This is a genomic window from Acinetobacter endophylla, assembly GCF_053543775.1.
This window is the reverse complement of the sequence record NZ_JBLVOM010000314.1, coordinates 43402-56711: the sequence shown is the minus strand read 5'-3', so window position 1 is coordinate 56711 and position 13310 is coordinate 43402. Positions and strand designations below refer to the sequence as shown.

The window sequence follows — 13310 nt, the reverse complement described above, 5'->3', positions numbered from 1 at the left end:
TATATAAAATTATAGACTGGACCAATTGGTAAGTTAGATTAAATTGGGGATAAAAAAATAATAGGAAGTGTATTGTGCGCAGGTTATATCGTAAACCAAATAAGGGGTTAATAGGAGTCGATATTAGTTCGACTTCTGTTAAGGTTTTAGAACTTTCTGTAAAAAGTGGCCGTTACTGGGTAGAGAGCTATGCTTTGATCCCATTATCGGAAAACAGTGTTGTTGAAAAAAACATTTTAAACCCAGAAGCAGTCGCTGATGCCCTTGGGCGTGCAATTAATTTGGGTAATACCCAGTCGAATCAGGCCGCTTTTGCAATTCCAACTTCAATGGTCATCACCAAAATCATTGAGATGGATGCAGACATGTCAGATGATGAACGTGAAGTTCAGATTCGTGAAGATGCGGAACAATACATTCCTTTCCCACTCGATGAAGCAAGTCTGGATTTTGAAGTTCTGCCAGACCGTCTTGCCAATCCGAACCGGGTCAATGTGCTGCTGGTCGCTACCCGAATTGAAAATGTCGAAGCGCGTTCTGAAGTTTTAGAGATTAGCAGTCTAACGCCTAAGATTGCAGATGTAGAAAGTTTTGCGCTGGAAAATGCCTTTAAGGTATTTTCTGACACTTTACCGATGGGGGTCAATACGGTTGGTATTTTAGACATCGGTCATAGTATGACGACCTTGTCGGTGATGCAGAACAACAAGATTATTTATACCCGTGAGCAGGTCTTTGGCGGCAAGCAATTGACTCAGGAAATTCAGAATCGTTATGGATTATCCTTTGAAGAAGCTGGGCGTGCTAAAAAAACCCGTGCCTTGCCGGATGATTATGATATTGAAGTCCTAGAACCATTTCTGGATGCTGTCGTACAACAGGCAGCCCGTTCATTACAATTCTTCTTTTCATCCTCTCAGTTCAATGAGATTGACCATATTTTACTGGCCGGCGGGAATGCCAATATTCCAGGTCTGGCAAAATTATTACAACAAAAACTCGGTTACCGTGTCACGATCGCGAATCCATTTTTACAAATGGGATTTTCTCCTCAAATTGATATTAAAAAAATCGAAAATGACGCGTCATCACTCATGGTTGCATGCGGTTTGGCATTAAGGAGTTTTGATTAATGGCAAGAATTAACTTACTTCCTTGGCGTGATGAGCTAAGAATTAAAAGAAATAATGAATTCGTGGCAATCTGCGTGGGGGCGCTTTTCTTGGGATTAGCGGCAGCGGGTTCAACCTGGTTTTATTATGATCACAAGCTTCAAGATCAGGAGCAGGCCAATCAGCTGATTCAAAGCACCAACCAGAATCTGGATGTGCAGTTAAAGGCGCTTGAAGGTTTGCAAGAACAGCGTAATGCGATTGTCGAACGAATGAAACTCATTCAAGGTTTACAAACCCAGCGTCCGATTGCGGTGCATTTGATTGATGAAATTGTACGGGTGACCCCAAGCAATATGTATATCACCAAATTCCAGCGTATCGGCGACAAGTTTACCATTGAAGGTCGGGCTGAAAGTCCAAATACGGTAGCAGAACTGCTCCGTAATCTGGAAGCTTCATCTTGGTATCGAAATGCCTTTATGAACGCTTTTCTAGTGGCTGAAGAAGTCAAAGAAAAGGCGCCGAGCTCGATTATTCCACGTGTGGAAGAGTCCTATGGTAGTTTTACCGTGACGGTAGATCTGGATCAGATCGCTCAGCCAGTACTTAACGAAGAACAACAAGCAGTCACTACAACTACGGGGGCATCATCATGAGTAATGAAGAATTCGATGAGTTCAGCCAGGATGTCGTCGCTGTACCCAAAAATAAAATGACTGTTGAAAAGTTTTTTCAGCAATTCAATACATTAGATCCAAATAACTATGGTAGCTGGCCTTTATCGGTCAAAATTACCTGCTGGATTTTTATTGTCGCACTGGCCTTTGCTGTGATTTACTTCGTTATGATCAGAAGCACGATTGAGTCAATTTCACAAGCCAGTGCCCAGGAACAAAACCTGCTGAATGAATTCCGTGAAAAAGAATCCAAATTACGCAACTTACAACAATATCAAATCCAGCTTCAGGAAATGGAAGCTCGTTTTAACCAGCAGTTAGAACAGTTACCGAAAGAAACTGAAATTCCGGGTCTGGTTGAAGATATTAACCTGAGCGGTGTGAATTCAGGCCTGAAGTTTAAAAATATCCGTCTGGAACCTGAAATTAAACAAGAGTTCTTTATTGAACAGCCGATTTCAATTGAAGCGACCGGCGATTATCATGCTTTTGGTTCCTTTGTGAGCAGTATTGCCGGCTTGTCGCGTATCGTTACACTACATGATTTCACCATTACCGGTACTGAAAACAAAGAGAAAAAATCTGAAATTCCGGTCATTGATTATGTGGTGAAAGCCAAAACTTATCGTTATGTCGGTAATGCGGAAAGCGCTGCAGCTAATAGCACTACTCAGGGGGCGCAGTAATGAAGAACATTAAGATTACTTCGGCTTTAACACTTGGGTTTTTATTATTGGGATGCGATTCACGCATTGATGCTGTCAATCAGGAAATGGCCAATATTCGTAATCAGCCACCTTTGCCAATTGAACCGGCTCCTGATTTTATGCCAGTTGAAACCTTCAACTATGCAGCACATCAGATCAAAAGCCCTTTTTTACCAAGCTCTCTGGCTGCTGAACTGAAAATTATGGCGGGGAAACGGGTTTATCCAAACCTATCACGTCAACTGCAACCGCTAGAAAGTTATCCGCTCGAAACATTGACCATGAAAGGCAGTATGCGCAATCAGGCAGGACAAATTCTGGCTTTAATCCAGACGCCTGATGGTGAGGTTGAGCGGATTCAACGTGGTAGCTATATGGGACTTAATCATGGTCGTGTGGTTGGAATTACACCAACACAGATCGATTTGATTGAGATTATTCCAGATGGCCGTGAGGGATATGTGGAACGTCCGCGAAGTCTGGTTCTTATCGGGCCGGCGCCATAAGTTTTAAAGGAATAACAATGAATAAGAGTATTAAAGAATTTATTTTTGGGGATGTTAATACAATGAATCGTGTGTTTCGTCAGTTTTCCATGGGTGCTGTTGCGATTGCGGTGATGCAAGCGGCCAGTGCGCAGGTTTCAATGACCAATGTAGTACCCATGCAGCTTCCTGGACAAGGAACTGAGATTCGGGTGATGTTCAATGGTTTGCCGCCACAACCACAGGCCTATCAATTAGAATCACCATCACGTTTGATTCTGGACTTTGACAAGGCCCAACAGAATTTAAAACAAAGCAGTATTCCGGTGGCAACACGTGAAGCCAGTTCGGTCGATGTCACTTCGGATGCGCAGCGGGCACGTCTGACGGTAAATCTGACCGAAGCCGGAGCCTTTACGACTCGCGTGGAAGGCAATACCTTTATTCTTAAAATTAACTCGGCAACTCCTGTGGCCATAACTCAACCTGTGCAGCAACAGTCAGCTCAGGGTATTAGCAACATTGGTTTCCAGCGCGGTGCGCAAGGTGAGGGCCAGGTCGTTATTGATCTATTAGGGAATAATACTCCTGTTGATGTACAGCAGCAGGGTACCAAGGTTATTGTGCGCACTTTAGGTTCCAAGATTCCGGCTCATTTGACCCGCCGTCTTAATGTGACTGATTTTGCGACTCCGGTATCAAGTGTGGATGCTGTGAATCAAAATGGTTCAGGAGTCATTACGATTCAGTCTGCGGAAAGTTATGAATATATGGCTTATCAGACTGATAACAAGCTGACCATCAGCTTGAAACGTCCGGAAGCTAAGAGCCCATTACGTCCTAAAACTGTGGCTTATACCGGCAAGAAAATTTCCTTAGATTTCCAAGATATCGAAGTCCGTCGTGTTTTACAGCTTTTAGCTGACTTCACTGATATTAATATGGTGGCCGCAGACAGTGTACAAGGCAATATTACTTTGCGCTTGAAAGAGGTACCTTGGGATCAGGCGCTGGATATTGTGCTGAAAACCAAAAATCTGGATAAACGGCGCAATGGCAATGTGATCTGGATCGCACCAGTTACAGAGCTGATAAAGGCTGAAGAGGAAGAAGCTAAGGCGATTAAGCAGAGTGTTGCACTTGCGCCTATCCAAACGGAATATATGCAGCTCAGTTATGCCAAAGCCGCTGATATTGAGAAACTGATTACGCAGAATAAAGGCGCATCTAGTTCAGGTAGTTCGAGTAACACTACAAATAATGATGAGAGAGAAAGCTTATTGAGTTCACGTGGCTCTGTGTCTATTGATGCACGAACCAATACTATTATTGTGAATGATACCCAGCCTTTTATTGATAAAATCCGTAATATGGTAGATCTGCTCGATGTACAGGTAAAGCAGGTAATGGTTGAAGCACGTATTGTGCGAGCTACCACGGACTTCACCAAAGAAATGGGAGTGAAGTGGGGGATTCTGTCTCAAGGAATTACCAACAATAATAATCTTCTGGTCGGTGGTAGTGACACGACGTTATGGGATCTTAGAGAGCCAGAACTAGATAGTGAAACAGGTCGCTGGACCTACGATATTCAAAGACCAGATAACTTAAATGTGGATTTGGGGGTAACCAGTTCAGGTGCCAGTCGTATTTCCTTTGGTTTGATCAGCCTTTCTGATTTTATGCTGGATCTTGAGCTTTCTGCACTTCAGGCAGATGGCTATGGTGAGGTGATTTCTACCCCTAAAGTACTGACTGCAGACAAGCAGAAAGCAACTGTTGCCTCTGGTTCTCAAATTCCGTATCAGTCAGCAGAGGGTGGTGGTGCGAATGCAGTATCTACTACGGAATTTATTGATGCTACGCTAAGTCTGGATGTCACACCAAGCATTACGCCAGATGGCAAAGTACAGATGGAACTCAATATTACCAGTGACTCACCGGGTAACCCGACACCGACTGGACAGCTCACTATTAACAAAAACCAGATCACTACCAATGTCTTGGTGGACAATGGCGAAACCGTGGTTCTAGGCGGTATTTTTGAGCAAGAAACCCGTAATGCACAAACTAAGGTACCTTTCCTGGGGGATATTCCTTATGTAGGACGTTTATTCCGTAAAGATTTAAAGTCGGATAATAAACGTGAGCTACTGATTTTCGTTACACCTCGAATTGTTAATGACAGTGTTTCAAGAAATCATTAATATATTTTGAATTTAACAAAACGAATAGGTGACTCCTTGCCAAGCAAAGAGTTTGAAACCCTGCCAAATATTTATTTGGTAGGGCCGATGGGGGCCGGTAAAACAACAGTAGGACGACATCTCGCAGAATTGTTAGGGCGTGAATTTCTAGACAGTGATCATGAAATTGAACGTAAAACAGGCGCGACCATTCCCTGGATTTTTGAAAAAGAAGGGGAGCAGGGGTTTCGTGACCGTGAAACTGCTGTCATTAATGACCTTACCTCACGTCCCCATCTGGTTTTAGCCACTGGTGGTGGGGCCATTACTCAGACCTTAAATCGGGATTATCTGAAACAGCGCGGAATTGTTGTCTATCTCTATACGCCGGTTGAAATTCAACTGCAACGTACCTATCGCGATAAAAACCGTCCCCTCCTCCAAGTCGAAAATCCGGAACAAAAGTTACGTGATTTATTGGCGGTCCGCGATCCCTTGTATCGTGAAGTAGCGCATCATATTATTGAGACCAATCAGGGTGCTGCGCGTGATCTGGCGCAGCGGATTCTCAATCTCATTACTTCCAAAAACTAAGTTCATTGAATAAAGTGGTTAATCAAGCATGCAAACCTTATATGTAGAACTCGGAGAACGTCGTTACCCTATTTTTATCGGGAGCGATCTGGATCCACAGGCCTTATTGGCACCCTATATTCATGGCAAGCAAGTAATGATTGTGAGCAATACTACGGTTGCACCACTTTATTTGCAGCGTTATCAAACGGCGATTGAGGCTCTGGACAAACGTGTTGCGACCTGTATTTTGCCTGATGGTGAAAAATACAAGGATAGCCAGCATCTGAATCTGATTTTTGATGCACTGCTTGAAGCCGGTTTTAACAGGGACTGTACTGTGCTTGCGCTGGGTGGTGGTGTCATTGGAGATATGGCCGGGTTTGCTTCGGCCTGTTTCCAGCGCGGTGTATACTTTATCCAAGTACCGACGACTTTGCTGTCGCAAGTAGATTCAAGTGTTGGTGGAAAAACCGGGATTAATCACCCTCTGGGTAAAAATATGATTGGCGCTTTCCAGCAGCCGCAGGTGGTGCTGGCGGATATGTCGCAGCTTGTTACTTTGCCGGACCGCGAACTTTCAGCAGGTCTGGCTGAAGTGATTAAATATGCGCTGCTAGGCGATGAGTCATTTCTGGTCTGGCTTGAAGAACACATGGATGCGCTGGTCGCTCGTGATGAGAAATTATTGGCTGAAGCCGTTTATCGTTCCTGTGCGCATAAGGCGCGGATTGTAGCCAATGATGAGAAGGAGCAAGGGGAACGTGCTTTACTCAATTTAGGTCATACCTTTGGGCATGCGATTGAATCCTACATGGGGTATGGTGTCTGGCTACATGGTGAGGCTGTTGCCACCGGTATGGTGATGGCTGCGGATCTGTCACAGCGTATGGGGTGGATTTCTCAAGAAGATTTAGAACGTACAAAAAAAATCATTTCTCGTGCCCAATTACCTATCGTTTGTCCTAAAATCCCTCTGGATGATTTTCTGGCCTATATGGCCCATGACAAAAAAGTCTTAAATGGACAATTGCGTCTGGTGTTATTAAAGCAATTAGGCGAAGCAGTGATTACCCGAGACTTTGATCTCGAGTTAATGAAACAGGCAATTTTAGCCAGTCAGGCATAGGTTTAGTTTTATGGCAGCATTACATACTCCTTGGCAAAAGATTCAGCATTATTTCTGGCTGGTCTGTGGTGTATGCTGCCTATTTGCTGCCTTAGTTTTTTGGGCGGTGACTGATTCAGATGACATCGTCGAAATTGAAAAAAAGCCTGAAACTGAAGTTCAGTTGCAGATTCAGCCGGAAAAAGTAGCCACAATGACCCATCTTGGTGCGCTTTTTCAGGAAGTGAAACCGCTGGACCTGAATACACGTACCGTCGTGAATGCCAGTCATGAGCCGGAATTTCGCGGTACCAAATTTGTCAATGAAGCGAAAAACCAGCATGCAATTGAATTATTTCGTGTGACCAATGAAGCCATTTTAAAAAGTTTTCTTAAAAAACAGTCCGATCGTAAGCCTTTTATTTATTTAAGAATCTCGGGTGAAAATCAGCCAGAACAATATGTATTGTTGTATGGTCAATATAAGACGGCGGCACAAGCCAATCAGGCACTCTCTACACTGAAGTTAAATTTACCGGCTTCAGTTAAACCTGAAGTCGTGCAAATGCAGCAATATGTCAGTCAGGTCAATAATCTGGGTTCAGAGGAATTGGCCAGTAATCAAAAGCTTTACGAAATTCGTTTAAAAAATGTGCCTTTGCCGAAAGTAGATGAATCTGTACGACTTAGACAGCAGCAAACCCAAGCTGAGCCTAAGCCGCGTAGCTCTGATGCTGCAACTACTAGTACCACCATTGTGCGCCGTGATTCATCGGGAAATGTAGTCGATGTACAGAAATCTGAAAGTGCTGTAGAAGGCACGCCTCAACCGCAAAATAACAATAATCGACCTGCTCAGGGTGGTAATCCTCGTCCTCAAAATAACGAGATTAGTGATCCATTTAATTAGTTCGGTCTAAAATAGCGCATCAAAAAAATTAAAGAATTAAAAATGAGCGCTTTTGGTGCAAAAAATGCACATTAAAATTAACCCTTAGAGTGCTGTTCTGCGCTAAATCTTTGTCATCTGTATTGTTTTAATTTATGCGCTGTTTGTTGGCATGGAATTTGCTTTATTGGTGCATGAATTGAATTAATCTCCCTGTTTTAGCGCGAAAAATGATTCGATGACACCGTATGAATGTCATATTTATTCCAGATTTTTATGTTATTCATGAGCAGAATAAACTTTATTTGTTATGCATTTAGTCTAAAAAAGGACTAGTCTGAAGAAATAAAGAAAAATGCTTTTGCTCTACCAAGACGGTCTTCGAAAGTCCATTAGACGCCAGCGCAGAGAAAAATTTAGATTGTTTAATAGCCTGTTGAGGCTTCGTGAAAGAAGGGTACGCTATGCACATGCCATCGCCTAATAATGTAGCTCCCGCTCAAGGTTTATACCAACCGGATGAGTTTAAAGATAACTGTGGTTTCGGTTTAATTGCCCATATGCAGGGTGATGCTAGCCATGATCTCGTCAAGACCGCGATTCATAGTTTGAGTTGTATGACCCATCGTGGTGGTATTGCCGCAGATGGCAAGACGGGAGATGGTTGTGGTCTGCTCTTGGCAATGCCGAAAAAATTCTTCCGTGAAGAAGCAAAACGCTTAAGCGATACCACCTTAAGTGAAGTCTTTGCTGTAGGTTCAGTATTCCTAAATCTTGATCCTGCACTTGCGGCACACGCCAAACAGGTTTTAAACAAAGAGATTGAAGCTGAAGGTCTAATCGTTTTAGCTTGGCGTGTGATTCCCACCAATGTAGATGCATTGGGTGAAATTGCGTTGCGATCAATGCCGGCATTTGAACAGATTATTGTTAACTGTCCAATGGGGGTGACTGAGGTTGAATTTAACCGTAAGTTATTCCTGGCACGCCGTCGTGCAGAGCAGCTGTTAAGCAATGATACGTCTTTCTATGTCACGACGTTATGCTCAACGGTCATCAGCTATAAAGGCTTGATGATGCCGGAAGCGATTGCAGATTTTTATACAGATCTGGCTGATCCACGTTTGGAATCACATATTGTGGTCTTCCATCAGCGCTTCTCGACCAATACCTTGCCACGCTGGCCTTTGGCACAACCGTTCCGTTACCTGGCACACAATGGTGAAATCAATACCATTACTGCGAATCGTAACTGGGCCATGGCGCGTGTACCAAAATTTGAAAATCCGTTATTACCGGGTTTAACTGAACTGAATCCAATTGTGAACCGTACCGGTTCAGATTCTTCAAGCCTGGATAACATGCTGGAGATTCTGGTTGGCGGTGGCATGGATCTGTTCCGTGCACTCCGTATGCTGGTTCCGCCTGCCTGGCAGAACGTGGAAACACTTGATGCTGATCTTCGTGCTTTCTATGAATTCAACTCAAAACATATGGAAGCCTGGGATGGTCCTGCAGGTCTGGTGATTCAGGATGGTCGTCATGCGATCTGTATGCTGGATCGTAACGGTCTGCGTCCTGCGCGTTGGGTCATCACCAAAAATGGTTATATCACATTGGCTTCTGAAATTGGTGTCTGGGGTTATCAACCTGAAGATGTAATTTCTAAAGGCCGTGTCGGTCCTGGCCAAATGCTGGTCATCGACACGCAAACCGGCAAGGTGCTGGATACGCAAGATGTCAATAATCATCTGAAACGTATGCGTCCATACCGTGAATGGTTACGTGAAAATTCTGTACGTTTGCAAGGCAGTCCAGAGCTGGAAGAATATTTATGTGATCAAGGCTTAAAAGGTAATGGCCTGAAAGCGGCACAAAAAATGTTCATGGTGACCTTTGAAGAGCGTGACCAGTTGTTGCGTCCGATTGCTGAAAGCGGTCAGGAAGCGGTTGGCTCAATGGGTGATGATACGCCAATGGCGGTATTGTCTCGTCAGGTGCGTCATGTGTCGGATTATTTCCGCCAGCAGTTTGCACAGGTGACCAACCCACCGATCGATCCGTTACGTGAATCGATTGTGATGTCACTGGAAACCTGTTTAGGTCGTGAACAAAACGTCTTTGAACAAGGACCTGAACATGCCGACCGCTTGATCATTTCCAGCCCTGTACTGTCTAATTCGAAAATGCATCAGATCCGTACGCTAGGTCGTGCCGGTTATGAAATTGCAGATATCGACCTGAACTATGCTGAAACCGAAGGTCTGCAAGCGGCGATTGCGCGTATTTGTGAAGAATCTGCACAGGCGATTCGTGATGGTAAAACTTTGCTGGTACTTTCAGACAAGAAAATCCGTGAAGGTTACTTGCCTGCCAATGCTTTCATGATCACCGGTGCGGTGCATCATCACCTGATCCAGACTGGTTTACGTACCGATGCCAACCTGATTGTTGAAACCGGTTTTGCCCGTGATCCACATCAGTTTGCAGTGCTACTTGGTTTTGGTGCAACGGCAATCTATCCATATCTTGCTTATGACGTGATCAATGATCTGGTTGCCAAAGGTGAGTTATTGGGTGATCCGATTTATGCACAAAACAATTTCCGTAAGGGGATTGAAAAAGGTCTACTGAAAGTTCTTTCGAAGATGGGTATTTCTACGGTTGCTTCTTATCGTGGTGGTCAGTTGTTTGAAGCAGTGGGTTTATCTAATGAAGTGGTGGATAAATGCTTCATCGGTGTGCCAAGCCGTATTCAGGGTGCCACTTTTGTCGATCTTGAAAATGACCAGAAACAGTTGGCGGATATTGCCTGGAAAAACCGTAAACCAATTGATCAGGGCGGCTTGCTGAAATTTGTATTCGGCAAGGAATACCATGCCTTTAACCCGGATGTAATCAACTCGCTACATAAAGCAGTACGTTCGGGTAATTATGCAGACTTTAAAGAATATGCAGAACTGGTGAACAACCGTCCGATCGCAACGATCCGTGACTTATTTAAACTGAAAACAGACAACTCGATTCCAGTCGAACAAGTGGAATCTGTGGAAGAGATCCTACCTCGCTTTGACTCTGCCGGCATGTCTTTGGGTGCATTGTCGCCTGAAGCGCACGAAGCGATTGCGATTGCCATGAATACGATTGGCGGTCGTTCAAACTCGGGTGAGGGCGGTGAAGATCCAGCGCGTTACGGCACTATCCGTAACTCGAAAATCAAACAAATTGCATCGGGCCGTTTTGGTGTAACGCCTGCTTATTTAACATCAGCAGAAGTTCTCCAGATTAAAGTCGCGCAAGGTGCAAAACCAGGTGAAGGTGGTCAGTTGCCGGGTGGTAAAGTGAATGGTCTCATTGCCCGTTTACGTTACTCTGTGCCGGGCGTTACCCTGATTTCGCCACCTCCGCATCATGACATCTATTCAATTGAAGATTTATCACAGTTGATCTTTGATTTAAAACAGGTTAATCCACAGGCGATGGTGTCAGTTAAGCTGGTTTCTGAACCGGGTGTCGGTACGATTGCGGCAGGTGTAGCGAAAGCGTATGCCGATTTCATTACCATTTCTGGTTATGATGGCGGGACAGCGGCTTCTCCACTTTCTTCAATTCATCATGCAGGTTCACCGTGGGAACTGGGTCTTTCTGAGGCACATCAGGCCCTTCGTGTGAATGACCTGCGTGGTAAAGTTCGCGTACAGACAGATGGCGGTTTAAAAACCGGTCTGGATGTTGTCAAAGCAGCAATTCTGGGTGCAGAAAGCTTCGGCTTTGGTTCAACCCCAATGATCGCATTGGGTTGTAAATACCTGCGTATCTGCCACTTGAATAACTGTGCAACCGGTGTGGCAACCCAGCAAGACCATTTACGTCAAGAGCATTATATTGGCGAGCCACAAATGCTGATCAACTTCTTCACTTTTATTGCTGAAGAAACCCGTGAATGGCTGGCAGCACTTGGTGTATCGAGTCTGAAAGACTTGATTGGTCGTACTGATCTGCTGGAAGTCTTGCCGGGTGAAACTGCAAAGCATGCACATCTTGATTTAAGCAAATTGCTTGAGTCGCATCCTGCTGCAGAAGGTAAAGCACAGTATTGTCAGGTTCAAGGCAATGCACCATTCGATAAAGGGATTCTGGCTGAAAAAATGGTGGATGAGATTCTACCTGCCATCGAAGCAGGAACTGGCGGTGAATATAGCTTCACGATCGGTAACTGTGACCGTTCGATTGGTGCACGCCTGTCTGGTGAAATTGCGAAACGTTATGGCAACCTGAGCATGGAAGCCCATCCGGTGAAAGTTCACTTGAATGGTACTGCGGGTCAGTCGCTGGGTGTCTGGAATGCTGGTGGCTTGCATATCAGCCTGGAAGGCGATGCCAATGACTATGTTGGTAAAGGTATGGCCGGTGGTCGTATCTCGATCTTCCCACCGAAAGGTTCGCCATTCCAGACCCAAAATACCGCGATTATTGGGAACACCTGTTTGTACGGTGCGACTGGCGGTAAGTTATATGCAGCGGGTACAGCGGGCGAGCGTTTCGCGGTGCGTAACTCGGGTGCATTTGCGGTGATTGAAGGTGCAGGTGATCATTGTTGTGAATATATGACTGGCGGTATCGTGACTGTGTTGGGTAAAGTCGGGCATAACTTCGGTGCAGGTATGACTGGTGGTTTTGCTTATGTACTTGATCTGGATAATGACTTCGTTGATCATTATAACCATGAACTGATTGAGCTGAACCGTATTTCCACCGAAGCGATGGAAGAGCATAAAGCCTTCCTGGGTCGTATCCTGGATGAACATATTAAAGAAACGGGTAGTGCTTGGGCGTACAAGATCCGCCATGAGTTTGACTTTTACAGCCGCAAGTTCTGGTTGGTAAAACCAAAAGCAGCCAACTTGCAAACGCTGTTAAAAACAACTCAAGCTGATCCACAATAATTCCACTACTGCAGAAACATAGGCAGATGTAAGGCAACTGTGAACCCCTTACATCTCCCCACGGAGAGAGACATGGCAGAACGCCTGAATAATGACTTTCAATTCCTGGATGTCGCACGCCAAGATCCAGAGAAAAAAGAGATTGAGGTCCGCAAAGCAGAATTTGTGGAAATTTATAAGCCTTATACAGCGGAAATTGCAGCCAATCAGACGCATCGCTGCCTAGGCTGCGGTAACCCTTACTGTGAGTGGAAATGTCCGGTACATAACTACATTCCAAACTGGTTAAAACTGGTGTCTGAAGGCCGTCTATTCCAAGCCGCTGAATTGTGTCACCAGACCAATACCTTGCCGGAGGTCTGTGGCCGTGTTTGTCCGCAAGACCGTCTGTGTGAAGGGGCATGTACCCTGAACGACGGTTTCGGTGCAGTGACGATCGGAAATGCAGAAAAATATATCAATGATACCGCCTTTGCATTGGGCTGGCGTCCAGATATGTCCAATGTGCAATGGACCAATAAAAAAGTCGCGATTATCGGGGCAGGTCCTGCAGGACTTGGCTGTGCGGATATTCTGGTGCGTAACGGGGTAAAACCTGTCGTGGTTGACAAACGTCCAGAAATC

Annotated in this window: 10 protein-coding genes; all 10 read left to right on the top strand. The window is 44.8% G+C overall.

What is annotated here, in order from left to right; all coding sequences use genetic code 11:
- Positions 1-74: 74 nt before the first annotated feature.
- A complete protein-coding gene (gene pilM / locus ACNPNW_RS17505) occupies positions 75-1133 on the top strand; it encodes a pilus assembly protein PilM (RefSeq protein WP_005263891.1) in 1059 nt (352 codons plus the stop codon).
- Positions 1133-1771: a PilN domain-containing protein gene (locus ACNPNW_RS17500; protein WP_071851535.1), complete on the top strand. Its 639-nt coding sequence runs from the start codon at positions 1133-1135 to the stop codon at positions 1769-1771. Before pilM ends, ACNPNW_RS17500 begins: the two co-directional genes overlap by 1 nt.
- Positions 1768-2478, top strand: coding sequence for a type IV pilus inner membrane component PilO (pilO, locus tag ACNPNW_RS17495; protein WP_448767262.1), 711 nt, complete (start codon positions 1768-1770; stop codon positions 2476-2478). The genes ACNPNW_RS17500 and pilO overlap by 4 nt, the downstream gene beginning before the upstream one ends.
- The gene (locus ACNPNW_RS17490) at positions 2478-3005 is read left to right on the top strand and encodes a pilus assembly protein PilP (RefSeq protein ID WP_004732447.1); all 528 of its coding nucleotides are present in this window, start codon (positions 2478-2480) and stop codon (positions 3003-3005) included. The genes pilO and ACNPNW_RS17490 overlap by 1 nt, the downstream gene beginning before the upstream one ends.
- A gap of 17 nt (positions 3006-3022) precedes the next feature.
- Entirely contained in the window at positions 3023-5191 is a 2169-nt protein-coding gene (locus ACNPNW_RS17485) for a type IV pilus secretin PilQ (protein ID WP_420937435.1), read from the top strand.
- A 36-nt stretch (positions 5192-5227) separates the two neighbouring features.
- Positions 5228-5764, top strand: a complete 537-nt coding sequence (gene aroK, locus ACNPNW_RS17480) for a shikimate kinase AroK (RefSeq protein ID WP_005101380.1) — start codon at positions 5228-5230, stop codon at positions 5762-5764.
- 28 nt (positions 5765-5792) lie between these two features.
- The gene (gene aroB / locus ACNPNW_RS17475; RefSeq protein WP_448767261.1) at positions 5793-6872 is read left to right on the top strand and encodes a 3-dehydroquinate synthase; all 1080 of its coding nucleotides are present in this window, start codon (positions 5793-5795) and stop codon (positions 6870-6872) included.
- Positions 6873-6882: 10 nt separating this feature from the next.
- The gene (locus ACNPNW_RS17470; RefSeq protein ID WP_448767260.1) at positions 6883-7761 is read left to right on the top strand and encodes a hypothetical protein; all 879 of its coding nucleotides are present in this window, start codon (positions 6883-6885) and stop codon (positions 7759-7761) included.
- Positions 7762-8210: 449 nt separating this feature from the next.
- The gene (gene gltB / locus ACNPNW_RS17465; protein WP_448767287.1) at positions 8211-12686 is read left to right on the top strand and encodes a glutamate synthase large subunit; all 4476 of its coding nucleotides are present in this window, start codon (positions 8211-8213) and stop codon (positions 12684-12686) included.
- 72 nt (positions 12687-12758) lie between these two features.
- Positions 12759-13310, top strand: a 552-nt coding sequence (locus ACNPNW_RS17460; protein ID WP_448767259.1) for an FAD-dependent monooxygenase, incomplete at its 3' end; no start/stop codon positions are given.